This window comes from Acetobacterium sp. KB-1, from assembly GCF_003260995.1.
Classification (GTDB): Bacteria; Bacillota; Clostridia; order Eubacteriales; family Eubacteriaceae; genus Acetobacterium; species Acetobacterium carbinolicum.
On the sequence record NZ_CP030040.1, the window covers coordinates 1,867,406 to 1,888,317 of the forward strand.

The following is a 20,912-nucleotide window of genomic DNA, read 5'->3' on the forward strand; positions in this document are numbered from 1 at the left end:
GTAACAAAAAAAGGAACGCGATTAAAGCGTTCCAGAATTTTTTAGCGGGCGCTGCGTTTTCGTTCCAGTTCGCCCAGTACTTTCTTGCGAATCCGAATATCAGTGGGCGTCAGCTCCACCAATTCATCATCATTGATAAATTCCAATGCTTGCTCCAAAGTCATTAGTCTTGGCTCAACCAGTTTCAGGGCCTCATCGGTTCCCGAAGACCGGACATTAGTCATTTTTTTATTTTTAGTTGGATTGACGGTCATATCATCGCTACGGTTATTAATCCCGATGATCATCCCTTCGTAAACCTTGGTTCCCGCACCAACTAACATTTCACCCCGGTCACTCAAGTTAAAGAGCGAGTAAGCCATGGTTTCGCCGCTGAACTGAGAAATAAGCACGCCGTTTTGTCGTTGTGGAATTTCGCCTTTATGGGCTTCAAACTGCGCAAAACGACGCACCATGGTGCCCTCACCATGGGTGTCATTGATAAACTCACTCTGATATCCCAGCAAACCACGGGTCGGCACAAAGAATTCCATTCTCGTCCAGGATTCTTCATTATACATGCTTTCCATCCGACCTTTTCGAATATTGAGCTTAGAAATTACCGCACCCGAGTATTTTTCCGGTACCGATATGATTACCAGTTCCACCGGCTCTACTAGTTTGTCATTTTCGTCCCGGTGCATGATGACTTCGGGCTTAGAAACAGCCACTTCATAACCTTCCCGGCGCATGTTTTCAAGTAAAATTGATAAATGAAGTTCACCCCGTCCGGAAACCTTGAAGCCATCGGTGGTATCTTCGAGTTCTTCCACTAATAGCCCAACATTAACTTCCAGTTCCTTTTCCAACCGCGCCCGAATGTGCCGGGTGGTCACAAATTTTCCAGAGTCTCCAGCAAAAGGAGACTTGTTAACCAGAAAGTTCATCGACAAGGTGGGCTGTTCAATCTCAATCAGCTCCATTGGTTGAACCTGATTGATTTCACCAATGGTTTCCCCGATTGATATCTCCGGGATTCCTGAGATCACAACAATATCCCCGGCCTTGGCTTCTTTGACTTCAACTCGAGCTAAACCACGGTAGACAAAAACCTGATTGATTTTTTCCTTTTTGAAGCTTCCGTCGGTTTTACATACTTCGATCTGTTCGCCAGCGTGAATGGTTCCAGAATAGATCTTACCAATCCCCAGACGGCCAATGTAATCGTCATAAGCCAATGAGGAAACCTGCATCTGCAATGGTTCAAGGCTCAGATCATCCTGAAGACCGACATGTTCGACAATGGTTTCAAAGAGTGGTGCCAGATTAACCCCTTCATCATCCATATCACGAATGGCAATGCCATCTTTGGCAATCCCGTAAAGAACCGGGAAATCCAACTGTTTGTCATTGGCTTTGAGTTCTACAAATAAGTCAAATACCATATCAACCACTTCTTCAGCACGTTGATCTTTTTTATCAATTTTATTAATGAAAAGGATCGGGTTTAGCCCTTTTTCAAGCGACTTATTCAGGACAAAACGGGTTTGTGGCATCGGTCCCTCACTGGAGTCAACCAGTAGCACCACCGTGTCAACCGTTCTTAAGATTCGTTCAACCTCTGAAGAAAAATCGGCATGGCCGGGGGTATCGACAATATTGATTTTAATGTCCTTGTACATAATGGAACAATTTTTTGAATAAATCGTAATTCCGCGTTCACGTTCAAGGTCATTGCTGTCCATTACGCAGTCCACGACCTCCTGATTCTCTCTAAAAACATTGCTTTGTCCTAAAAGGGCGTCTACCAGGGTAGATTTTCCGGCATCGACATGGGCGATGACTGCAATGTTAATAATGGGTTGTTTGTTATTCATAAATTCCTGCTTTCTTAATCTATTATGGCGTAACACTGAAAAGTCCTGCAACATTGAATGTCGCAGGACCTTGTAAAAAGTCTGATATTAACGTTTTGAAAACTGCGGTGCACGACGGGCTTTTTTGAGACCGTATTTTTTTCTTTCAACCATTCGCGAATCTCGCGTTAAGTATCCGGCACGTTTGAGTGCTGGTCTTAAGTTGATGTCAGCCTCGAGCAGGGCACGGGAAATCCCATGTCGGATCGCTCCAGCTTGCCCGGTGAAACCACCACCATGGACATTGACAATCACGTCAAAGGTGCCCAGCGTGTCCGTTAATGTTAACGGTTGTCTTGCGATAACCTTTAAGGTTTCCATTCCGAAAAATTCATCAATATCACGTCCGTTAATTGTGAATTTTCCACTCCCTGGTAATAATCGAACTCGGGCAACCGAGGTTTTTCTTCTTCCAGTTCCTAAATATTGTACTTTAGCCATTCTCTTATTTCCTCCTTCTCAGCATTAAAATTCGTAAACTTCAGGCAGTTGGGCAGCATGTGGATGTTCGGTGCCAGCATAAACTTTAAGTTTAGTCGCAACTTTATCCCCTAACTTGTTATGTGGGATCATACCCTTTACTGCTTTGAAAACCAGAAGTTCTGGTTTTTCAGCTAAGAATTTTCGGTAAGTCATTTCTTTTAACCCGCCGCAATATCCAGAATATGTTTTGTATAATTTCTGATCCAATTTGTTTCCGGTTAACACAACCTTATCGGCATTAATGATAATAACAAAATCTCCGCAATCCATATGGGGTGAAAAGATAGGTTTGTTTTTTCCTCGTAAAATATTTGCAACTTCTGTCGCCAGTCGTCCTAATACCTTACCTTCCGCATCAATCACATACCATTTACGGTCTATTTCATGAGATTTGGCCATTTTTGTGGCATTCGCATTCATCTCAAAAGTCCTCCTCAGTTAATAATTTCTTTTTTTTATCTATTGGCTCTCTGATAAGTGGGAGTTATCAGAAATCGTTTTTTTATCGTATCGGGGCTAGTGATACATTAACGTCCATTGTTAATTTTATAGCATCTTCCCGGGTGTGTCAAGTTATTTATGCATGTGTTTTGTATTTATTCCTAATAATCATTTAATAATAAACTTCCTTTAAGTAAAGACCATGAGCCGGTGCTGTCACACCAGCCTTATTGCGATCCTTACCCGCGATGATCGCTTTAATATCCTGTGGTTTTAAGCGGCCATAACCCACTTCATAGAGGGTGCCCATCATAATCCTTACCATATTATACAAAAATCCGTTTCCAGTAAAGGTTATTTCCGATAACTCGCCACGCTTTATAAATGATATGTCAGTAATGGTACGAACGGTGCTTTTGATGGCGCTGCCACTGGCCATAAAGGCACTGAAGTCATGCTCGCCTAAAAAACCGGCGGCCGCTTCTTCTATGGCCCCCCAATCCAGCGTTCGGGTGATATGAAATGCCAAATCCGCCAAGAAAGGACTGGCCACCGGGCTTTCTAAAATTTTATAAAGATAACTTTTACCGATGGTATTGTAGCGGCTATGAAAGTCCGGGGGGCACTCCCGGCTACGAATCACCCGAATGTCTACTGGAAGTCGGGTGTTCAGGGCCCGATACCATACCTCCGGCGGGATGGTCGAAGCGGTAAAAAAATTAGCACTCTGGCCCAAGGCATGCACTCCCGCATCAGTCCGGCCAGATCCGGTCAGATTGACAGTTTCGCCGGTGAGTTCTTTGATGGCTCTGATGATGACTTCTTGAATGGTAACACCATTGGGCTGAACCTGCCACCCACAATAACTGGTGCCCCGATAACTAATAATAATCTGAATATTTCTCATTATCTTCTTGCCCCTTAAACCGGGAACACAAGAGGAATTTGAATCAAGGTAGTCAGGTAAAGACCCACAATCATTGTAACCATCAGTGCCAAACTGACGCTATCCCGGAATTCAAAGGCTAATTGTTTCATCCGGGTTCGGTTCTCACCGCCTCGGTAGCAGCGGGCTTCCATGGCGGTGGCCAATTCGTCAGCCCTGCGAAAAGCGGAAATAAACAGTGGAATCAAAATCGGGATCAGATTTTTAGCCCGGGAAATAATGCTGCCGGTTTCAAAATTTGCCCCCCGGGCTTTTTGAGCCTTCATGATTCGCTCGGTTTCTTCCATCAAGGTCGGAATAAAGCGCAGCGCAATCGACATCATCATTGCCAGTTCATGGGCATATCGCCTGACAAACGGAATGAAACGCATGCACCACTCCATTCCATCAGTTAAATCAATCGGCGAGGTGGTTAAGGTCATAATACTGGTACCGATCACCAGAAAGATCAGCCGCAGTGCCATATAGGTTGCCACTTTCAAACCTTCCAGGGTCACCGTCAGCGATCCCAGCGTAACCACTGGTGTTCCAGGCGTCATAAAGAGGTTTAATACCACTGTGAGCATAATAATCAGCACTAAACCCTTAATCCCTCGAATAATATACCCCACCGGGATTTTAGAAAGCAGGGTAATGGTTGTCAGGATCAAAAATGTGGCGAGATAACCCCATAGATTATTCAAAAAAAACAACATCACAACAAAAGCTGTGGTAAACAGTATCTTCGTTCGCGGGTCCAGTTTGTGTATTACTGACCCGGTCGGATAATACTGACCAATCGTAACATCTTTTAACATTTAATTATCCTCTTATGACTTTGAGAATTTCTTTTTTGGCAGCTTCCACCGTAAAGATGTCTTCTCTGATTTCCGGATACTTTTCTTTCAGCCGCCGCATCAGATAGGTTACCTCCGGTACCGCCAATCCAATGCTTTCCAGGGTTGAGATTTGTGTAAACACGTGACTCGGCGTATCGAAAAAGACCACTTCACCTTCATTGATGACGAGAATCTTATCGACCATTTTTCCGATATCTTCCATACTGTGGGACACCAGAATAACTGTTATTTGCTTCTGAGTATGCAATAATTTGATCTGCGCCAGTATTTCTTCGCGGCCCTGGGGATCAAGGCCCGCGGTCGGTTCATCGAGGATCAGCACCGCCGGCTCCATCGCCAGAACACCGGCAATCGCCACCCGCCGCATCTGTCCGCCCGACAATTCAAAGGGGGATTTATCCTTAATGGTTTCAAAATCAAGACCAACCATTTTAATTGATTGTCTGACCCGCGTATCTATTTCTTCCTGACTGAGTCCCTGATTTTTGGGTCCAAAGGCCACATCTTTTTGGACGGTTTCTTCAAACAGCTGATGTTCCGGGTATTGAAAAACTAGGCCAATACGATGCCTAAGCTCGATCAATTCGGATTTTTTTGTGTCAAAGATATCTTTCCCATCGACCAGAACCGTGCCGGAGGTGGGGGTTAATAATCCATTCAGATGCTGAATCAGGGTTGATTTACCCGAACCGGTATGGCCGATGATGCCAATAAAACTACCGTCTTCAATGGTGATATTTATCTCTTTGAGCGCTTTGAATTCAAACGGCGAACCTTCTGAATAGGTATGCGAAAGATTTTTTATTTCTACTGACATAGGGCGTTCACCATTTCCTCAATACTTAACACATCATCGGTGATTTCTAGTCCTTCACGCCGCAGCTCATAAGCCAACTCCGTCATTTGAGGCACATCCAGACCAATCTCCTTGAGCCGTTTGACCTGTCTGAAAATTGTTCGGGGTTCACCTTCCATCACAACCTGACCTTTATCCAGAACGATAATGCGATCTGCAGCCACGATTTCTTCCATAAAATGGGTGATGTGAATCACGGTCATGTCTTTATCACGGTTAAGCCGTTTGATGGTTTCCATCACTTCCCGTCGTCCCGATGGATCGAGCATCGCGGTCGGTTCATCGAAAATGATACACTCCGGTTCCATTGCCAGAATCCCGGCAATGGCAATCCGCTGTTTTTGTCCCCCGGATAATTGATGGGGTTTTTGATGTGCATAAGCTTGCATTTCAACCGTCGCCAGGGCCCGATCGACCCGCTCTCTGATTTCTTGGGGCGGAACGCCGAGATTTTCAGGGCCGAAGGCCACGTCTTCTTCCACGATGGTGGCGACTAACTGATTATCCGGGTTTTGGAAAACCATGCCTGCGGTTTGACGAATTGTCCACAGATGTGTTTGATCCCTGGTGTTAAGACCACTGACAATCACATCCCCCTGGGTAGGAAAAATGATCGCATTTAGCAGCTTGGAAAGAGTAGATTTTCCCGAACCATTGTGTCCAATAATTCCGACAAATTCACCTTTTTCAATGTGTAGACTGACACCATTCAAAGCAAGGACTGCCTCATTTTCATCGTGATGAGGATATGTGAAGTGGACATCACGCACTTCAATCATTTTATTTTTACTTTGCATTGTCACTTATTTTTACCTTCTTTGGTGTTAAATCATAAGATTTGCAATATAAGAAAGGGATTAAGCGTAAACAACATCTTAATCCCCTTTTTGCATCTTAAATTATACTAATTCAATTATAGCCATTTCTGCGCCGTCGCCACGTCGTGGTCCCACCCGATAAATTCGTGTGTAGCCACCGTTACGTTCAGTATATTTAGGTGCAATTTCGTCAAACAATTGTTTAACCACTGCTTCTTGAGTGATATAAGAAATTGCCTGTCTTCTGGCATGTAAGTCGCCTCTTTTACCTAAAGTGACCATTTTATCTGCAATTCTTTTAACTTCCTTCGCTCTGGTTACGGTTGTTTCAATTTTACCGTGTTCTAAAAGGGCAGTCGTAAGATTCCGCAATAATGCTCTTCTTTGATCAGAGGGACGGCCTAGTTTTCGATATCCCGCCATAGTGTTACTCCTTTGCCTTTTCTTCTTCTTGACTCAAGGACAAACCAATCTCTGCCAGCTTGTGCTTGATTTCATTAAGAGATTTGCGACCGAGGTTACGAACTTTAATCATGTCCTCTTCGCTTCGTTGTGTTAATTTTTCAACTGTATCGATGTTCGCCCGTCGTAAGCAGTTACTGGATCTTACTGAAAGTTCCAGTTCTTCAATCGACATTTCGCGAATGCGTTCTTTTTCACTTTCCTCTTTTTCTACCATAATTTCTACAGTAGTCGCATGCTCAGTTAAATTAATGAACAAGTTTAAATGTTCACTTAAAACCTTAGCTGCCAAAGAGAGTGCTTCTTCTGGGGTTGTCGTTCCATCTGTCCAAATATCAATCGTTAATTTATCAAAATCGGTAATTTGACCGACTCGGGTATTTTCAACTAGAAAATTTACTTTAATAATTGGCGAAAAGATTGAATCCATTGGAATGGTTCCAATCGGCATGCCCGGATACTTATTTTTATCTGCCGCCACATAACCGCGACCCTTTTCGATGCGCATTTCCATATTTAAGGTTGAACCCTTAGATAAGGTCGCAATGTGCATTTCCGGATTCAGGATGTCGACATCAGAGTCGGCGATGATATCACCAGCAGTGATTTCACCTTCCTCTGAAGCTTCAATGTAAATAACCTTTGGCTCATCGGTATATATTTCTGCGGCCAGACCTTTCAGGTTTAGAAGAATTTCAATAACATCTTCTTTTACCCCGGGAATGGTTGAGAATTCATGCAATACGCCTTCAATTTTTACCGATGTGACTGCCACGCCCGGCAAAGAAGACAGCATTATCCGTCTCAGACTGTTACCAAGGGTGGTTCCATATCCCCGTTCTAAAGGTTCAATGACAAACCGCCCGTAGGTATCGTCGTCTTTTTTATCAACAATTTCGATGACTGGTTTCTCGAATTCGATCATTTATCAGACCCTCCTACTTATTTATAATCCATACATTAACATGAGGGTTAATTGGTTCCCGAACATGTAGCCTATTTAGAATACAATTCAACAATAAGATGTTCAGCAATTTCGACATCTAAGTCTTCTACTGCCGGTCTGCCAATGACTTTTCCTGATAGTGTTTCAACATCTTTAGATAACCAAGCTGCTACAGTTCTATTTTCTGTCACTTCTAAAATGTCTTTAAACTTCTGAGATTTCTTACTTTTAGGCCGAACTTCAATCACATCGCCATCTTTCATGATATAAGAAGGAATGTTTAGTTTCTTGCCGTTAATCAGGAAATGTTCATGATCGACCAGTTGGCGGGCTTCTTTACGGGAAGTTGCCAGACCCAATCGATAAACAACATTATCCAAACGTGATTCTAAATGAATCAGCAGGTTATGACCGGTAATCCCTTTTTGCTTTTCAGCAATTTCGAAGTATCCCCGGAATTGTTTTTCAAGCACACCATAAATACGTTTTGCTTTTTGCTTTTCACGTAATTGCAGGCCGTATTCCGATACTTTTGTTCGTCTTTTTCCGTGTTGGCCTGGTGGTGTTGGACGTCGTTCGAACGCACATTTATTTGTTGAATAACAACGTTCACCTTTTAAGTACAATTTTGCACCTTCACGTCGACATTGTCGGCATGATGCTTCTATATTTCTTGACATAATTTTCGCCCTCCTGTTATACTCGTCGTCGCTTAGGTGGTCGACAACCGTTATGTGGAATAGGCGTAACATCGCGGATCAGGGTAATTTCCAATCCAGCCGCCTGTAAGGCTCGAATTGCTGCCTCACGTCCGGAACCAGGGCCTTTGACTAAAACTTCTACGCTTTTAAGTCCATGCTCCATGGCTGCTTTTGCCGCTTCTTCTGCTGCCATTTGAGAAGCAAAAGGGGTGCTTTTTCGTGACCCTTTAAAGCCTAGTCCACCAGAACTTGCCCATGAAAGGGCATTTCCTGACATATCTGTAATGGTAACAATGGTATTATTGAAAGAAGATTGAATATGGGCCTGGCCACGTTCGATATTCTTTTTGACTTTTCTTACTTTTCTTCGTGCTTTTTTAACTGCCATTCTTTAGCCCTCCTTATTTCTTCTTACTGACGAGACGTTTAGGACCTTTTCGAGTTCTAGCATTCGTTTTAGTCTTTTGCCCGCGCACAGGAAGTCCGCGACGATGACGTAGTCCTCTATAAGATCCAATTTCTATTAGTCGTTTAATGTTTAAGTTGACTTCTCGACGAAGGTCACCTTCAACAGTGTATTTATCAATTGTAATTCTTAGATCATTCACTTCTGTTTCAGTCAGATCTTTCACTCTGGTATCAGGATTGATATTTAAAGCTTTTAAGATCTCTAAGGCTGTTGAATGTCCAATACCATAAATGTAAGTTAATCCAATTTCGACCCGCTTATCTCGGGGCAAATCGACTCCGGCAATTCTTGCCATAGGGTGTGTACCTCCTAAATTGTTTTCTAAATGCTGGTGAATCAATTAAGTTAGTGACGTAACGAAATTAAAACCCAGGGTGTTTTTATATCATGAACATGACTAAAATTGCCGCGGTCATGTTCTATTTTTCTGGACTCGACGGTTTTAACCTTGTTTCTGCTTGTGTTTTGGATTCTCGCAAATAACCATAACACGACCATTTCTCTTAATAATTTTGCATTTTTCACAAATCGGTTTTACTGATGGTCTAACTTTCATTTGTATGCCTCCTTTATGATTTCCCTTTCCCACGCCATACGATACGCCCGCGGGTCAAATCATATGGGGATAATTCAACAACTACCTTATCTCCCGGTAAAATTCTTATGTAATTCATGCGAAGTTTTCCCGAAATATGTGCAGTTATCTGATGTCCATTTTCCAATTCAACTAAGAAAATAGTGTTTGGTAATGACTCAATAACTGAGCCTTCTACCTCGATAACATCTTTTTTGGCCATTGATCAAACCTCCTCACGATTCTCATCCCCAATACCATCAGGCATGTGATAGGACTCGAGTATTTTTCTTAACTCAGCGTTAGTTATCATTTTTCCATTTAATATTTTATCACGAATATCTGTGGCTATGTGATTCGTCTTCGCCAAGTGTTTGACCTTTTTTTTCTTTGGATTACTCACTTTACGAAGCGCTCCATTCGATACAGTGGTGAAATGGTCGTTCACCACTTCAATAACCACCATAAACTGACCCTTATCACGGCCAGCTATAGAACGAACCACTTGTCCAACTTTAAATTCATTCATCCAGCCACCAACTAAATGACTGTCAGCAGTTCTGGATCGCCGGTTCCGGTAATGAGAATGGTGTGCTCGTAATGTGACGAGAGCTTACCATCTGTGGTTACCACCGTCCATCCGTCTTTTAATGTAACAACGTCATAGGTACCGACATTGACCATTGGTTCAATGGCCAGGGTCATCCCTTGCCGCAGCCGGGGACCGTGTCCTTTTGGGCCATAATTGGGAATCGGTGGATCCTCATGCATTTGCTTTCCCACACCATGACCGACATAGTCCCGGACAACAGAAAATCCATTGTCTTCGACGTAAGTCTGAACGGCATTTGAGATGTCTGACAATCGGAAACCATCCCTGGCATATGCAATGCCGCGATAGAATGACTCCCGGGTGACTGCAATCAATCGTGCTGCTTCATCGGAAATGTTGCCAACTCCGTGAGTAACGGCAGCATCACCAACGTAACCCTTGTATGTCGCGCCAATATCAATACTGATAATGTCGCCTTCCTGCAATCGCCGCTTCTCAGGAATCCCATGCACTACCACTTCATTAATTGAAGCACAGATAGAGTTTGGGAATCCGCCATAGCCTTTAAATGTAGGAATTGCATCCGCAGCGCGAATGTACTGTTCAACTGCATGATCCAGTTCTTGTGTTGTTACCCCAGGTTTGATCATACTTCCAACTAAGGCATGGGCGCCTGCCACAATCTTTCCGGCATGACGCATCAGATCAATTTCCTTTCGGGATTTTATGGTTATCATCTTTTCTTAACTCCACTTAGGATTTCTTCGATGTTTTCAAAAACATCGTCCATATGTTGCAATCCATTAATATTGATGATCTTTTGTTTGTCTTGATAGAATTCAATTAATGGTTCGGTCTGATCCTGATAAACTTGAATTCGCTTTTTTACGGTCTCAACTTTATCGTCATCCCGCTGATAGAGTGGTGTGCCATCTAAATCACAGACACCCTCAACCTTTGGCTTGCTGTACTTGATATGATAGGTTGCATGACAGGTCGGACAGATTCGTCGCCCTGAAACACGTTCAATCAAAATGTCAAATGGTACCTCAAGATTGATAGCAAAATCCAACTCACAATCACGCTTGGCATTGATTCGGCATAAAGCCTGAGCTTGATCAACCGTCCGGGGAAATCCGTCCAGTAAATAGCCATAACCAGCAGCCAGTACATCATCATGGGTCAAACGGTCTTCAACCATATCAATGACTAAATCATCGGGCACCAATAGGCCTTGAGCCATATACTCTTTTGCCTTTTGACCAAGCGGTGTATCTTTACTCATGTTTTCTCGAAAGAGATCACCTGTTGAAATATGTGGGATTTTATAGGTTTCGCAAATCCGCTTCGCCTGTGTCCCTTTGCCGGCTCCCGGAGGTCCTAATAATACAATTCTCATTTTTCACTTAACTCCAGTTCATTTTAAGATTTTAAAAATCCCTGATGGTGTCTCATCATCATTTCTGCTTCAATCTGTTTAACCGTTTCAAGGGCTACCCCAACGACAATCAGCAAACTTGTTCCGCCGAATTGAAGATTGACACCCATAAAATTACCTACAAAAATAGGAATAACAGCAATGATCGCTAAAAAGACGCCACCAAATAATGTTAATCGGTTCATAATTCTCGACAAGTACTCTACAGTTGGTTTCCCCGGTCTGATCCCGGGAATATAACCGCCTTGTTTTTTGATATTTTCTGCGATATCAAACGGATTAAATGTTACAGCTGTATAGAAATAGGTAAACGCAATAATTAATGTGATATAAATAATATTAGTAAGCCAGGATCCCCAAGCTAAATAAGTTGAAATAAAATTTGCAAAGGCCGATGTTGGGAAAAAGCTGGCAATTGTTGCCGGAAATAAGGTTAACGAACTGGCAAAGATGACCGGAATAACGCCTGCCATATTCACGCGCATGGGAATGTGAGTAGTTTGTCCACCATACATTTTTCTGCCAACAACCCGTTTTGCATACTGAACCGGGATTTTTCGTTGTCCTTCCTGAACAGCCACCACACCAAAGACAACCACCACAATAAAGACAAGAAACACGATCAAAGTGATCGGATTTAACGTGCCAATTGTAACATATTGATACATTTGGCCAATCGCAGATGGGATTCGGGAAACAATACTGATGAAAATAATCAAAGAAATACCGTTACCGATACCACTTTCAGTAATTTGTTCACCCAGATACATCAAAAACGCTGTCCCTGCAGTAATACATAAAACAACCGTAAATACGGTAAATGGCGTTCTATCAATTAACAAATCGCCGAAGGATAAGCTCATGCCCAAAGCCTGGATCAGTGCCAGCACAATGGTCAGGTAACGGGTGTACTGAGCTAGCTTCTTGCGTCCTTCTTCCCCTTCTTTTTGTAGCGCTTCCAAAGCTGGAATTGCAAATGCCAAAAGGTTCATGATAATTGATGCATTAATATACGGGGTGATACTCATGGCAAAAATAGTGAAATTACCAAAGTTACCACCGGATATAATATCAAACAGACCAAAAATCCCACTATCATTGACGAGTTGACTTAACTGCGCGGTATCAATGAATGGAACCGGTATGAAGGATCCCAAACGATATACAAACAGCAGTAATAAGGTAATGATTATCTTTCGTCGTAGATCTGGAATTTTCCAAGCATCCTTCAAGGTAGAGACCATATTAGATCACCTCTACCTTTCCTCCTCCAGCGAGAATTTTCTCCTCAGCTGATTTGCTGATTTTGTGCGCTTTAATGGTGAATGCCTTCTCAACTTCTCCGTTTCCAAGGATTTTCAACCCATCATTTAATTTTCGGACGAATCCGTATTCAAGCAATAGTTCTGGGGTAATCACTGTATTGGCATCAAATGCATTCAGCTCTCCCACATTGACAATTGCATAGGTTTTTTTGAATCGAGCGTTTGAGAAACCACGTTTAGGTAAACGACGTGCCAATGGCATTTGTCCACCTTCAAAACCTGGTCGAACACCACCACCGGAACGTGATTTTTGTCCATCCTGTCCACGACCAGCAGTTTTTCCAAGACCAGAACCAGTACCGCGTCCTTTTCTCTTGGGTGCCTTTTTTGAACCTGGGGCTGGACTTAAAGTATGTAACTTCATCTTGACACCTCCTATACTTCTTTTACTTCGAGCATGAAGTCTGTTATATGAATCATGCCACGAATCTGAGGGGTATCATTATGCTTTACGGTCTGGCCAATTTTTTTTAGGCCTAAAGCTTCTATGGTTGCCCGTTGTTTGGGGTTACGACCAATCAAACTTTTCTTTAGTGTAATTTCTAATTGCTTAGCCATAATGATTCCTCCTAATCTAAAATTTCTTCAGGTTTTTTACCACGTTTAGCTGCTACTTCTTCAACTGTAGTCAGTTCTGCAAGGCCTGCCATTGTAGCATTAACCATGTTACGGGCATTGTTTGATCCTAAAGATTTAGTACGAATATCTCTGATACCAGCAAGTTCCAAAACCGCACGGACAGGTCCGCCAGCAATAACACCAGTACCTTTTCCGGCAGGTTTTAATAATACATGGCCTGCACCAGCTTCACCATTGACTAAATGAGGAATAGTTGTTCCAACCATTGGTACTTTAATCAGTGATTTTTTTGCCGAGTCGATACCCTTACGAATCGCATCTGGAATTTCCATTGCTTTTCCTTTACCGACGCCAACATGACCGTTTTCGTCTCCAACAATCACAAGACAGCTGAATCTGAAGTTACGACCACCTTTAACAACCTTAGTTACGCGGTTGATGGCAACGACTTTTTCCTTCAAATCTAATGTACTTGGATCGATTTTTTTGTTTTGCATCAAATGACCTCCTTTACTTAGAATTTCAGGCCGGCTTCACGAGCGCCGTCAGCCAATTCTTTTACTCTACCATGATATACATAACCACCTCGATCAAATACAACTGCTTCGATGCCTTTTTCAAGAGCACGTTTAGCAATCGCCTGACCTACGGCTTTAGCTGCTGCTTTATCTCCACCTTTTGACAATTGACCTTTAAGATCAGAGTCATTGGAAGAAGCAGAAACCAATGTGATACCTTTAGTATCATCTATAATTTGAGCATAAATATTTTTATTACTTCTAAAAACGTTTAAGCGTGGTCTCATTTCAGTTCCGGAAACTTTGTTTCGGACCCGATAGTGACGTGCGATACGAATTTTATTTTTAATGGGTTTCTTAATCATCGAGTTTTACTCCCTTCATCATCTTTGACGGGCTAGCAGGTTATTTACCTGTTTTACCTTCTTTACGTCTTATTACTTCGTCAGAATATCGTACGCCATGACCTTTGTAAGGCTCTGGTGGGCGTTTCGCTCGAATATTGGCTGCATGCGCACCCACTGCTTCTTTACTAATGCCTTTAATGACGACTTTCGTATTGGTTTCTGGAACCGCTTCAACACCTTTTGGATCTTCCATCTCAACCGGATGTGAATACCCTAGATTCATGACTAATTTGGTTCCTTTTTTTTCTGCTCTATATCCTACTCCACTGATTTCCAGGGTTCTTGTAAAGCCAGTGCTGACACCAGTAACCATGTTTTGAATTAAAGCCCGGGTTAAACCATGAAGCGATTTATGCAGCTTACTTTCAGATGGTCGGGTCACAACGACTTCGCTCTCTTGAACATCGATGATGACATCAGGATGAAAAGTTCTAACGAGTTGTCCTAATGGACCTTTGACAGTCAACGTCTGACCGTCTTTTTTTATGTCGACTCCTGGGAGGATTGCAACGGGTGCTTTTCCTACTCTTGACATCTTTTTACCTCCTGTCTTAATTTGTTACCAAACGTAACATATCACTTCGCCGCCAACGCCGGCTTTTCTTGCTTTTTTATCTGTCATTACGCCTTTTGATGTAGAAACGATGGCAATGCCAAGGCCGTTTAGTACCTTTGGCACATCGTCTTTACCGGCATATACTCGTAAACCTGGTTTGGAGATTCTTTTAATGCCTGCAACGACACGACTTTTGTTTTCTCCGTATTTAAGTGCAATTTTTATGACACCTTGCTTTTCATCGGCAATGTAATCAACTTTATTAATGTAACCTTCTTCTAAAAGAATTTGAGCAATTGCTTTCTTTTCTTTTGAAGCAGGCATCTCAACTGTTTTATGACCTGCATCATTTGCATTTCTGATGCGTGTTAACATATCCGCAATAGGATCAGTCATAACCATACTCGGTACCTCCTTTTCTTTGCCAGTTTGTTTTTACCAGCTTGCTTTTCTTACGCCAGGGATTTCGCCTTTATATGCTAATTCTCTGAAACATATACGACAAATACCAAATTTCTGTAACACAGAATGTGGTCGTCCACAAATTCGGCAACGTGTATATGCCTGAGTTGAATGTTTTGCTTTGCGTTGTTGTTTTTCTTTCATCGCTTTTTTTGCCACTGTACTGTCCTCCTTATGCTCTACTGAATGGAATGCCAAGCAGTCTCAACAGTTCGTGAGCTTCTTCATCTGTATTTGCCGTTGTGACAAACATGATATCCATGCCTCGAACTTGTTCAACCTTGTCATAATCAATTTCAGGGAAAATGAGTTGTTCTTTGATACCAAAAGCATAATTACCACGTCCGTCAAATGATTTGTTGGACAAACCTCTGAAGTCACGTACTCGAGGAAGGGCAACGTTGAATAACTTGTCAGTAAATTCGTACATACGATCACTTCGTAGAGTTACTTTCGCTCCAATGTTCATGCCTTCTCGGACTTTAAAGTTGGCTACTGACTTTTTCGCCTTTGTAATTACTGGTCGTTGACCGGCAATTATTCCAAGGTCAATTACTGCGGCTTCTAAAGCTTTAGAGTTGTCTTTGCAATCTCCTAAACCCATGTTGAGTACAACTTTTTCTAGTTTAGGAACTTCCATGATGTTTTTATATTGAAATTTTTCCATCATTGCTGGAATTACTTCAGTAAGATATTTATCTTTTAATCTGGGCATATTGGTCCTCCTTCCCGAAATTAATTACTAAATGTTTCATTACATTTTTTACAAAATCTGACTTTTTTTCCGTCATTTAAAACTTTTTGTCCGGTTCTGACACCTTTATCACATTTTTCACAATAAAGTAACACATTAGAAGCCTCAAGTGCACCTTCTTGACGGATTATTCCGCCTTGCTGTACTTGTTGAGTCGGTTTCTGGTGCTTCGTTACCATGTTTACATTTTCCACAAGGACTTTTCCATCTTTAGGATAAGACTGAATCACTTTTCCCTTTTTTCCTTTGTCCTTACCGGAAATTACCATTACGATATCATCTTTTTTAATATGCATCTTTCATTTCCTCCTTAAAGTACTTCAGGAGCCAAAGATACGATTTTCATGTATTTCTTGTCCCTTAACTCTCTTGCGACAGGTCCAAAAATACGGGTACCTTTTGGGTTTTTATCATCTTTTATAAGAACCGCTGCATTCTGATCAAATTTGATGTAACTGCCATCATCTCTTCTAATTCCGCTTTTTGTTCTAACGACAACCGCTTTTACAACGTCGCCCTTTTTAACATCGCCACCGGGTGCAGCACTTTTAACAGCACACACGATGATGTCTCCGATATTTGCATATCGTCGACCGGAACCCCCGAGAACTCGGATGCACAGTAATTCCTTTGCACCGGTATTATCTGCTACTTTCAGTCTCGTTTCTTGTTGAATCATCCGAAATACCTCCTTCCGCACATTGACTTATAGTGCTTTTTCTACGATTTCTACTAATCTCCAGCGTTTGTCTTTGCTGAGTGGTCTTGTTTCCATTATTTTAACGGTATCACCGATATTACATTCGTTTTGTTCGTCATGGGCTTTGAACTTTACAGTGTGTTTCACTCGTTTTGAGTAAAGCGGATGTTTTACAAAACTTTCCACAGCAACAACAACGGTTTTATCCATTTTATCACTGGTTACTTTACCGATTCGAGTTTTTCTGTAACCTCTTTCTTCCATAAGCTAAACCTCCTTATCTATTGGTTTATTATGCTTCATCCGACTTCATGGCACGTTCCTGGATAATTGTCTTAATCCGTGCATAAGTCTTCTTAACTTCTTTGATCCGCATTGGGTTTTCCAACTGGCCTGTCGCATGTTGAAATCGAAGGTTGAATAATTCTTCTTTCAGATCACCCAATTTTGCTTCAAGCTCTAGCGTTGTTAATTCTCTTAATTCACTTGGTTTCATGCTTCATCACCCACTTCTTGTGCTTCCTGATCTTTACGAGTGATAAACTTCGTTTTGATTGGCAATTTATGTTGAGCAAGACGCATGGCTTCCCGAGCTACTTCCTCAGAAATTCCAGCGATCTCAAACATGACTCTGCCTGGTTTTACCACTGCAACCCAATACTCTGGAGACCCTTTACCGGAACCCATTCGAGTTTCTGCTGGTTTTTGCGTGACCGGTTTATCAGGGAATATTTTAATCCAAACCTGGCCACCTCTTTTAATATATCTGGTCATCGCAACACGGGCAGCTTCGATCTGATTAGCAGTAATCCATGCTGGCTCCAATGCTTGAATAGCGAAATCTCCGTAGGTAATCTTATTACCACGAAGGGCTTTTCCTTTCATACGACCTCTATGTTGTTTTCTACGTTTTACACGTTTAGGCATTAACATATGCGTTGGCCTCCTCTCTTAGTTTTCTGTCCTGTTAGTAGGAGCTTTTCGGCGCGGTGCACTTTTTTTCGCTTTAGCGTCATCTTCAGCGGTTACCGCTAAAATATCTTCGCGTCCAGTTAAAATTTCGCCCTTATTAACCCAAACCTTGACACCGAGTTTACCATAGGTGGTATCCGCTTCGGCAAAGCCATAGCTAATATCAGCTCGGAGGGTTTGAAGGGGAACTTGACCTTGGGCGTAATGTTCGTTTCGTGCCATTTCAGCTCCGTTTAAACGGCCTGCAACAGCAGTTTTAATTCCCTTGGCGCCTGCTCTCATGGTTCGCTGCATGGTTTGTTTCATTGCTCGTCGGAAGGAAATTCGTCGTTCCAGCTGAGCGGCAATGTTTTCAGCCACTAATTGAGCATCCATATCGACGTTCTTAACTTCAACAATGTTGATAAAAACGGTTTTCTTGGTCATTTTTTCAAGTTCAAGACGTAACGCATCGATACCTGCACCGCCACGACCAATAATCATCCCTGGTTTTGCTGTATAGATATGAATCTTTACCTTGTTACCAAAACGTTCGATGACAATTTTAGAAATGCCCGCCTGGTATTGGTTTACTTTTATATATTTACGAATATCGTAATCTTCTATTAAACAATCAGCAAAATCCTTGTTGTTAGCAAACCATTTTGCATTCCAGTCCTTAATAACGCCAACTCTTAATCCGTGAGGATTGACTTTTTGACCCATCTATGCCCTCCTTACTCTTTTTCTTTTAATACGGCTGTAATATGAGACGATCGTTTTCTGATAATTGTTGCTCGTCCCTGTGCACCCGCTCTGAATCGTTTTAATGTCGGACCCTGATTGGCATAAATCTGATCGATATATAAGTTCTCAGGGTTCATGTTGAAATTATTTTCAGCATTTGCTAAAGCAGATTTTACAACTTTGTCAATTATTTTAGCTGCTTTATTTGGTGTTAATGCTAGAATACTTAATGCTTCTCCAAGACTTTTGCCTCGAATTAAATCAGCCACTAATTTAGCCTTTCTGGATGAAACACGTACATATTTAGCTGTCGCTCTTGCTTCCATTCGTATACCTCCTTCTGGCTATCTTAATTTAGATTTCTTTTCCCCAGCATGACCTCTAAAGGTTCTGGTTGGCGCAAACTCTCCAAGTTTGTGTCCGACCATATCTTCAGTAACATAAACTGGAACATGTTTTCTGCCATCATGAACGGCGATGGTGTGTCCTACCATTTGTGGGAAAAGTGTCGAGCTTCTCGACCAGGTCTTTAGCACATTCTTTTCACCTTTATCATTCATTGCTTCAATGCGTTTAAGTAACTTTTCGTCACAAAAAGGTCCTTTTTTTAATGATCTACCCATTATTCAACCTCCTCTCGGTTCGTTATCTTATGGTTTTTAGCTTATTTTTTATTTCGTGATCTTACGATATATTTATCGGAAGGTTTGTTTTTCTTACGTGTCTTGTAACCAAGGGTTGGTTTACCCCAAGGCGTAACTGGGCCAGAACGTCCAATTGGAGCACGTCCTTCACCACCACCGTGTGGATGGTCACATGGATTCATTACTGAACCACGAACCGTTGGGCGGATGCCCATATGACGTTTACGACCAGCTTTACCAATACGGACATGCTGATGATCCAAATTTCCAACCTGACCAATGGTTGCTCGACATTCAATTCTCACGAGTCTCATTTCACCGGAAGGCAATCGCAGTGTTGCGTAATTTCCTTCTTTAGCCATCAGCTGAGCGCTGGCGCCGGCGGAACGAACCATTTGAGCACCTTTACCATTTTTTAGTTCGACACAGTGAACCGTTGTACCAACAGGAATGTTTTGAAGTGGCAAACAGTTACCAATGGTAATATCTGATTCTGGTCCAGAGAAAATAACATCGCCGACCTTTAACTTAAGTGGTGCAATAATATAACGTTTTTCACCATCTGCATAGTGAACCAGTGCTATATTTGAACTTCGGTTTGGATCATATTCAATTCCGGCAATTTTTCCCGGAATGTTATCTTTATTTCTTTTGAAGTCAATAATTCTGTATTTTCTTTTTGCTCCACCACCATGATGTCTAACGGTAATACGGCCATATGCGTTACGACCGGCATGTTTTTTAAGGGGCTTTAATAAAGCCTTTTCGGGTTCATGCTTGGTGATTTCCTCGAATGTATTGACGCTCATATTTCGACGTCCCGGGGACGTTGGTTTATACTTTCTAATACCCATTAATCGCTACCTCCTTTTTTTGTATGCTTCTCGGGTTGTAGTCTCGTTTGTTCGCTTATACGCCTTCGAAGAATTGGATACCCTTACTTCCAGGTGTTAATTTCACGATTGCTTTTTTCCAATCTGATCGTCGACCAACGAAACGTCCGGTTCTTTTGAGTTTGCCTTTCATATTCATAGTGCTCACTTTTTCAACTTCAACACCAAATATGACTTCAACGGCATTTTTAATTTCAATTTTATTCGCTCTTTTATCCACTTTAAAGGTGAATTTTTTTTCTTCGGCATCGGCCATACTACGTTCGGTAATAACTGGCTTGATAATAATATCGCGAGGATTTTTCATTATGCGTATACCTCCTCAATTTTTTGTAATGCTTCCTGAGTCATGATCAACACGTCATATTTCAACATATCATATACGTTTAATTCACTGACCGTCGTTGTTGCAACCTTTGGAATATTGTTTGCGGAACGGATAATTGCTTCGTTGTTTTCCGGAAGTACAATCAAGGCTTTTTGAGCATTGATATTGTTCAGCACAGCAATCATTTCTTTGGTTTTTGGAGCATCCATCACCAATTGATTTAAGACCCGCAGTTCATTTTCCTGAGCCTTTGCTGAAAATACCGACTTCATCGCTAAAGCTTTAACTTTTTTGTTAACCTTTTTGCTATAGTCTCTTGATTTTGGTGCAAAGATCACACCGCCGCCCTTCCACAATGGAGATCGGATGGTACCGGCACGAGCCCGGCCTGTTCCTTTTTGTCTCCAGGGTTTACGACCACCGCCACGGACTTCGGATCGAGTCAAGGCGGAACGTGTTCCCTGTCGTCTATTTGCAAGCAGTGCAACCACTACTTCATGTACTACGTGTTCGTTGGGTTCGATTCCGAAGATTCCTTCGCTTAATTCGACATCACCAACAACATTTCCTTTTACATCTAAAACGTCAATTTTAGGCATTTGATTTCCTCCTTTCAGGCTTGATTTT

The 20,912-nt window shown here is 42.0% G+C and carries 37 protein-coding genes; all 37 read right to left on the minus strand.

Going from position 1 to position 20,912, the window contains the following annotated elements; genetic code table 11:
* Window positions 1-41 precede the first annotated feature (41 nt).
* The 37 genes from typA to rplD all read right to left on the minus strand — a co-directional run bounded on the left by typA (window position 42) and on the right by rplD (window position 20,884).
* On the minus strand, window positions 42-1,856 hold the full coding sequence (gene typA / locus DOZ58_RS08560) for a translational GTPase TypA (RefSeq protein ID WP_111887928.1): 1,815 nt from the start codon (window positions 1,854-1,856) through the stop codon (window positions 42-44).
* An 87-nt stretch (window positions 1,857-1,943) separates the two neighbouring features.
* Entirely contained in the window at window positions 1,944-2,336 is a 393-nt protein-coding gene (gene rpsI / locus DOZ58_RS08565; protein WP_111887929.1) for a 30S ribosomal protein S9, read from the minus strand.
* A gap of 24 nt (window positions 2,337-2,360) precedes the next feature.
* A complete protein-coding gene (gene rplM, locus DOZ58_RS08570) occupies window positions 2,361-2,798 on the minus strand; it encodes a 50S ribosomal protein L13 (protein WP_111887930.1) in 438 nt (145 codons plus the stop codon).
* A 193-nt stretch (window positions 2,799-2,991) separates the two neighbouring features.
* Window positions 2,992-3,726, minus strand: a complete 735-nt coding sequence (gene truA / locus DOZ58_RS08575; protein WP_111887931.1) for a tRNA pseudouridine(38-40) synthase TruA — start codon at window positions 3,724-3,726, stop codon at window positions 2,992-2,994.
* A gap of 14 nt (window positions 3,727-3,740) precedes the next feature.
* Entirely contained in the window at window positions 3,741-4,562 is an 822-nt protein-coding gene (locus DOZ58_RS08580) for an energy-coupling factor transporter transmembrane protein EcfT (protein WP_111887932.1), read from the minus strand.
* A gap of 4 nt (window positions 4,563-4,566) precedes the next feature.
* The gene (locus DOZ58_RS08585) at window positions 4,567-5,421 is read right to left on the minus strand and encodes an energy-coupling factor transporter ATPase (protein ID WP_111887933.1); all 855 of its coding nucleotides are present in this window, start codon (window positions 5,419-5,421) and stop codon (window positions 4,567-4,569) included.
* Complete coding sequence (locus DOZ58_RS08590; protein WP_111887934.1) at window positions 5,412-6,257, minus strand: energy-coupling factor transporter ATPase; 846 nt, start codon at window positions 6,255-6,257, stop codon at window positions 5,412-5,414. Before DOZ58_RS08590 ends, DOZ58_RS08585 begins: the two co-directional genes overlap by 10 nt.
* Before the next feature lie 102 nt (window positions 6,258-6,359).
* Window positions 6,360-6,701, minus strand: coding sequence for a 50S ribosomal protein L17 (gene rplQ, locus DOZ58_RS08595; RefSeq protein ID WP_026393609.1), 342 nt, complete (start codon window positions 6,699-6,701; stop codon window positions 6,360-6,362).
* Window positions 6,702-6,705: 4 nt separating this feature from the next.
* Window positions 6,706-7,665: a DNA-directed RNA polymerase subunit alpha gene (locus tag DOZ58_RS08600; RefSeq protein ID WP_070369954.1), complete on the minus strand. Its 960-nt coding sequence runs from the start codon at window positions 7,663-7,665 to the stop codon at window positions 6,706-6,708.
* Between the two features lie 71 nt (window positions 7,666-7,736).
* Entirely contained in the window at window positions 7,737-8,366 is a 630-nt protein-coding gene (gene rpsD / locus DOZ58_RS08605) for a 30S ribosomal protein S4 (protein WP_111887935.1), read from the minus strand.
* A 16-nt stretch (window positions 8,367-8,382) separates the two neighbouring features.
* Window positions 8,383-8,775, minus strand: coding sequence for a 30S ribosomal protein S11 (gene rpsK, locus DOZ58_RS08610; protein WP_111887936.1), 393 nt, complete (start codon window positions 8,773-8,775; stop codon window positions 8,383-8,385).
* A 13-nt stretch (window positions 8,776-8,788) separates the two neighbouring features.
* Complete coding sequence (gene rpsM, locus DOZ58_RS08615) at window positions 8,789-9,151, minus strand: 30S ribosomal protein S13 (RefSeq protein ID WP_111887937.1); 363 nt, start codon at window positions 9,149-9,151, stop codon at window positions 8,789-8,791.
* Window positions 9,152-9,298: 147 nt separating this feature from the next.
* Complete coding sequence (gene rpmJ / locus DOZ58_RS08620; protein WP_013382261.1) at window positions 9,299-9,412, minus strand: 50S ribosomal protein L36; 114 nt, start codon at window positions 9,410-9,412, stop codon at window positions 9,299-9,301.
* 13 nt (window positions 9,413-9,425) lie between these two features.
* Window positions 9,426-9,653, minus strand: a complete 228-nt coding sequence (infA, locus tag DOZ58_RS08625) for a translation initiation factor IF-1 (RefSeq protein WP_070369950.1) — start codon at window positions 9,651-9,653, stop codon at window positions 9,426-9,428.
* 3 nt (window positions 9,654-9,656) lie between these two features.
* Window positions 9,657-9,959, minus strand: coding sequence for a KOW domain-containing RNA-binding protein (locus tag DOZ58_RS08630; protein WP_111887938.1), 303 nt, complete (start codon window positions 9,957-9,959; stop codon window positions 9,657-9,659).
* Window positions 9,960-9,970: 11 nt separating this feature from the next.
* Entirely contained in the window at window positions 9,971-10,720 is a 750-nt protein-coding gene (map, locus tag DOZ58_RS08635) for a type I methionyl aminopeptidase (RefSeq protein ID WP_111887939.1), read from the minus strand.
* On the minus strand, window positions 10,717-11,382 hold the full coding sequence (locus DOZ58_RS08640; RefSeq protein WP_111887940.1) for an adenylate kinase: 666 nt from the start codon (window positions 11,380-11,382) through the stop codon (window positions 10,717-10,719). Before DOZ58_RS08640 ends, map begins: the two co-directional genes overlap by 4 nt.
* Window positions 11,383-11,405: 23 nt before the next feature.
* Window positions 11,406-12,665 (minus strand): preprotein translocase subunit SecY, encoded by a 1,260-nt coding sequence (secY, locus tag DOZ58_RS08645; protein WP_111887941.1) that lies wholly within the window; start codon window positions 12,663-12,665, stop codon window positions 11,406-11,408.
* A gap of 1 nt (window position 12,666) precedes the next feature.
* Complete coding sequence (gene rplO, locus DOZ58_RS08650) at window positions 12,667-13,110, minus strand: 50S ribosomal protein L15 (protein ID WP_111887942.1); 444 nt, start codon at window positions 13,108-13,110, stop codon at window positions 12,667-12,669.
* An 11-nt stretch (window positions 13,111-13,121) separates the two neighbouring features.
* Window positions 13,122-13,304, minus strand: coding sequence for a 50S ribosomal protein L30 (gene rpmD, locus DOZ58_RS08655; protein WP_111887943.1), 183 nt, complete (start codon window positions 13,302-13,304; stop codon window positions 13,122-13,124).
* Window positions 13,305-13,315: 11 nt separating this feature from the next.
* Complete coding sequence (gene rpsE, locus DOZ58_RS08660; protein WP_111887944.1) at window positions 13,316-13,822, minus strand: 30S ribosomal protein S5; 507 nt, start codon at window positions 13,820-13,822, stop codon at window positions 13,316-13,318.
* 17 nt (window positions 13,823-13,839) lie between these two features.
* Complete coding sequence (rplR, locus tag DOZ58_RS08665) at window positions 13,840-14,208, minus strand: 50S ribosomal protein L18 (RefSeq protein ID WP_111887945.1); 369 nt, start codon at window positions 14,206-14,208, stop codon at window positions 13,840-13,842.
* Between the two features lie 40 nt (window positions 14,209-14,248).
* Entirely contained in the window at window positions 14,249-14,785 is a 537-nt protein-coding gene (rplF, locus tag DOZ58_RS08670) for a 50S ribosomal protein L6 (protein ID WP_111887946.1), read from the minus strand.
* Between the two features lie 24 nt (window positions 14,786-14,809).
* Window positions 14,810-15,208, minus strand: a complete 399-nt coding sequence (gene rpsH, locus DOZ58_RS08675) for a 30S ribosomal protein S8 (protein ID WP_111887947.1) — start codon at window positions 15,206-15,208, stop codon at window positions 14,810-14,812.
* A gap of 33 nt (window positions 15,209-15,241) precedes the next feature.
* Window positions 15,242-15,427: a type Z 30S ribosomal protein S14 gene (locus DOZ58_RS08680; RefSeq protein WP_111887948.1), complete on the minus strand. Its 186-nt coding sequence runs from the start codon at window positions 15,425-15,427 to the stop codon at window positions 15,242-15,244.
* A 13-nt stretch (window positions 15,428-15,440) separates the two neighbouring features.
* Window positions 15,441-15,983, minus strand: a complete 543-nt coding sequence (rplE, locus tag DOZ58_RS08685) for a 50S ribosomal protein L5 (protein ID WP_026393625.1) — start codon at window positions 15,981-15,983, stop codon at window positions 15,441-15,443.
* Window positions 15,984-16,003: 20 nt separating this feature from the next.
* A complete protein-coding gene (rplX, locus tag DOZ58_RS08690; protein ID WP_111887949.1) occupies window positions 16,004-16,318 on the minus strand; it encodes a 50S ribosomal protein L24 in 315 nt (104 codons plus the stop codon).
* Window positions 16,319-16,332: 14 nt separating this feature from the next.
* On the minus strand, window positions 16,333-16,701 hold the full coding sequence (gene rplN / locus DOZ58_RS08695; RefSeq protein ID WP_026393627.1) for a 50S ribosomal protein L14: 369 nt from the start codon (window positions 16,699-16,701) through the stop codon (window positions 16,333-16,335).
* Window positions 16,702-16,728: 27 nt separating this feature from the next.
* Window positions 16,729-16,986 (minus strand): 30S ribosomal protein S17, encoded by a 258-nt coding sequence (rpsQ, locus tag DOZ58_RS08700; protein WP_111887950.1) that lies wholly within the window; start codon window positions 16,984-16,986, stop codon window positions 16,729-16,731.
* A 28-nt stretch (window positions 16,987-17,014) separates the two neighbouring features.
* Complete coding sequence (gene rpmC, locus DOZ58_RS08705) at window positions 17,015-17,218, minus strand: 50S ribosomal protein L29 (RefSeq protein WP_111887951.1); 204 nt, start codon at window positions 17,216-17,218, stop codon at window positions 17,015-17,017.
* Window positions 17,215-17,655: a 50S ribosomal protein L16 gene (gene rplP / locus DOZ58_RS18675; RefSeq protein WP_204355497.1), complete on the minus strand. Its 441-nt coding sequence runs from the start codon at window positions 17,653-17,655 to the stop codon at window positions 17,215-17,217. Before rplP ends, rpmC begins: the two co-directional genes overlap by 4 nt.
* 18 nt (window positions 17,656-17,673) lie before the next feature.
* Window positions 17,674-18,399 (minus strand): 30S ribosomal protein S3, encoded by a 726-nt coding sequence (gene rpsC, locus DOZ58_RS18680; RefSeq protein WP_070369935.1) that lies wholly within the window; start codon window positions 18,397-18,399, stop codon window positions 17,674-17,676.
* Window positions 18,400-18,410: 11 nt separating this feature from the next.
* On the minus strand, window positions 18,411-18,746 hold the full coding sequence (rplV, locus tag DOZ58_RS08715) for a 50S ribosomal protein L22 (RefSeq protein WP_026393632.1): 336 nt from the start codon (window positions 18,744-18,746) through the stop codon (window positions 18,411-18,413).
* An 18-nt stretch (window positions 18,747-18,764) separates the two neighbouring features.
* Window positions 18,765-19,043, minus strand: coding sequence for a 30S ribosomal protein S19 (gene rpsS / locus DOZ58_RS08720; RefSeq protein ID WP_111887952.1), 279 nt, complete (start codon window positions 19,041-19,043; stop codon window positions 18,765-18,767).
* A 41-nt stretch (window positions 19,044-19,084) separates the two neighbouring features.
* Window positions 19,085-19,918, minus strand: coding sequence for a 50S ribosomal protein L2 (rplB, locus tag DOZ58_RS08725; RefSeq protein ID WP_111887953.1), 834 nt, complete (start codon window positions 19,916-19,918; stop codon window positions 19,085-19,087).
* Between the two features lie 55 nt (window positions 19,919-19,973).
* The gene (gene rplW, locus DOZ58_RS08730; RefSeq protein WP_111887954.1) at window positions 19,974-20,264 is read right to left on the minus strand and encodes a 50S ribosomal protein L23; all 291 of its coding nucleotides are present in this window, start codon (window positions 20,262-20,264) and stop codon (window positions 19,974-19,976) included.
* Window positions 20,264-20,884, minus strand: coding sequence for a 50S ribosomal protein L4 (gene rplD / locus DOZ58_RS08735; RefSeq protein WP_111887955.1), 621 nt, complete (start codon window positions 20,882-20,884; stop codon window positions 20,264-20,266). Before rplD ends, rplW begins: the two co-directional genes overlap by 1 nt.
* Between the last annotated feature and the right edge of the window lie 28 nt (window positions 20,885-20,912).

Excerpts from the sequence above, each read along its gene's own strand:
- DOZ58_RS08580 (WP_111887932.1), bottom strand. The coding sequence starts at position 4,562 with ATGTTAAAAGATGTTACGATTGGTCAGTATTATCCGACCGGGTCAGTA.
- typA (WP_111887928.1), bottom strand. The coding sequence starts at position 1,856 with ATGAATAACAAACAACCCATTATTAACATTGCAGTCATCGCCCATGTC.
- rplF (WP_111887946.1), bottom strand. The coding sequence starts at position 14,785 with ATGTCAAGAGTAGGAAAAGCACCCGTTGCAATCCTCCCAGGAGTCGAC.
- secY (WP_111887941.1), bottom strand. The coding sequence starts at position 12,665 with ATGGTCTCTACCTTGAAGGATGCTTGGAAAATTCCAGATCTACGACGA.
- rplQ (WP_026393609.1), bottom strand. The coding sequence starts at position 6,701 with ATGGCGGGATATCGAAAACTAGGCCGTCCCTCTGATCAAAGAAGAGCA.
- rpsM (WP_111887937.1), bottom strand. The coding sequence starts at position 9,151 with ATGGCAAGAATTGCCGGAGTCGATTTGCCCCGAGATAAGCGGGTCGAA.
- infA (WP_070369950.1), bottom strand. The coding sequence starts at position 9,653 with ATGGCCAAAAAAGATGTTATCGAGGTAGAAGGCTCAGTTATTGAGTCA.
- rpsK (WP_111887936.1), bottom strand. The coding sequence starts at position 8,775 with ATGGCAGTTAAAAAAGCACGAAGAAAAGTAAGAAAAGTCAAAAAGAAT.
- rpsI (WP_111887929.1), bottom strand. The coding sequence starts at position 2,336 with ATGGCTAAAGTACAATATTTAGGAACTGGAAGAAGAAAAACCTCGGTT.
- rpmC (WP_111887951.1), bottom strand. The coding sequence starts at position 17,218 with ATGAAACCAAGTGAATTAAGAGAATTAACAACGCTAGAGCTTGAAGCA.
- truA (WP_111887931.1), bottom strand. The coding sequence starts at position 3,726 with ATGAGAAATATTCAGATTATTATTAGTTATCGGGGCACCAGTTATTGT.
- DOZ58_RS08640 (WP_111887940.1), bottom strand. The coding sequence starts at position 11,382 with ATGAGAATTGTATTATTAGGACCTCCGGGAGCCGGCAAAGGGACACAG.
- rplE (WP_026393625.1), bottom strand. The coding sequence starts at position 15,983 with ATGCCCAGATTAAAAGATAAATATCTTACTGAAGTAATTCCAGCAATG.
- rplR (WP_111887945.1), bottom strand. The coding sequence starts at position 14,208 with ATGATTAAGAAACCCATTAAAAATAAAATTCGTATCGCACGTCACTAT.
- DOZ58_RS08600 (WP_070369954.1), bottom strand. The coding sequence starts at position 7,665 with ATGATCGAATTCGAGAAACCAGTCATCGAAATTGTTGATAAAAAAGAC.
- rpsH (WP_111887947.1), bottom strand. The coding sequence starts at position 15,208 with ATGGTTATGACTGATCCTATTGCGGATATGTTAACACGCATCAGAAAT.
- rplN (WP_026393627.1), bottom strand. The coding sequence starts at position 16,701 with ATGATTCAACAAGAAACGAGACTGAAAGTAGCAGATAATACCGGTGCA.
- rpsS (WP_111887952.1), bottom strand. The coding sequence starts at position 19,043 with ATGGGTAGATCATTAAAAAAAGGACCTTTTTGTGACGAAAAGTTACTT.
- DOZ58_RS08630 (WP_111887938.1), bottom strand. The coding sequence starts at position 9,959 with ATGAATGAATTTAAAGTTGGACAAGTGGTTCGTTCTATAGCTGGCCGT.
- rplW (WP_111887954.1), bottom strand. The coding sequence starts at position 20,264 with ATGAAAAATCCTCGCGATATTATTATCAAGCCAGTTATTACCGAACGT.
- rplX (WP_111887949.1), bottom strand. The coding sequence starts at position 16,318 with ATGCATATTAAAAAAGATGATATCGTAATGGTAATTTCCGGTAAGGAC.
- rpsQ (WP_111887950.1), bottom strand. The coding sequence starts at position 16,986 with ATGGAAGAAAGAGGTTACAGAAAAACTCGAATCGGTAAAGTAACCAGT.
- rpsC (WP_070369935.1), bottom strand. The coding sequence starts at position 18,399 with ATGGGTCAAAAAGTCAATCCTCACGGATTAAGAGTTGGCGTTATTAAG.
- DOZ58_RS08585 (WP_111887933.1), bottom strand. The coding sequence starts at position 5,421 with ATGTCAGTAGAAATAAAAAATCTTTCGCATACCTATTCAGAAGGTTCG.
- rplO (WP_111887942.1), bottom strand. The coding sequence starts at position 13,110 with ATGAAGTTACATACTTTAAGTCCAGCCCCAGGTTCAAAAAAGGCACCC.
- rplD (WP_111887955.1), bottom strand. The coding sequence starts at position 20,884 with ATGCCTAAAATTGACGTTTTAGATGTAAAAGGAAATGTTGTTGGTGAT.
- rplB (WP_111887953.1), bottom strand. The coding sequence starts at position 19,918 with ATGGGTATTAGAAAGTATAAACCAACGTCCCCGGGACGTCGAAATATG.
- rpmJ (WP_013382261.1), bottom strand. The coding sequence starts at position 9,412 with ATGAAAGTTAGACCATCAGTAAAACCGATTTGTGAAAAATGCAAAATT.
- rplP (WP_204355497.1), bottom strand. The coding sequence starts at position 17,655 with ATGTTAATGCCTAAACGTGTAAAACGTAGAAAACAACATAGAGGTCGT.
- DOZ58_RS08590 (WP_111887934.1), bottom strand. The coding sequence starts at position 6,257 with ATGCAAAGTAAAAATAAAATGATTGAAGTGCGTGATGTCCACTTCACA.
- rpmD (WP_111887943.1), bottom strand. The coding sequence starts at position 13,304 with ATGGCTAAGCAATTAGAAATTACACTAAAGAAAAGTTTGATTGGTCGT.
- rplM (WP_111887930.1), bottom strand. The coding sequence starts at position 2,798 with ATGAATGCGAATGCCACAAAAATGGCCAAATCTCATGAAATAGACCGT.
- rpsE (WP_111887944.1), bottom strand. The coding sequence starts at position 13,822 with ATGCAAAACAAAAAAATCGATCCAAGTACATTAGATTTGAAGGAAAAA.
- rpsD (WP_111887935.1), bottom strand. The coding sequence starts at position 8,366 with ATGTCAAGAAATATAGAAGCATCATGCCGACAATGTCGACGTGAAGGT.
- map (WP_111887939.1), bottom strand. The coding sequence starts at position 10,720 with ATGATAACCATAAAATCCCGAAAGGAAATTGATCTGATGCGTCATGCC.
- rplV (WP_026393632.1), bottom strand. The coding sequence starts at position 18,746 with ATGGAAGCAAGAGCGACAGCTAAATATGTACGTGTTTCATCCAGAAAG.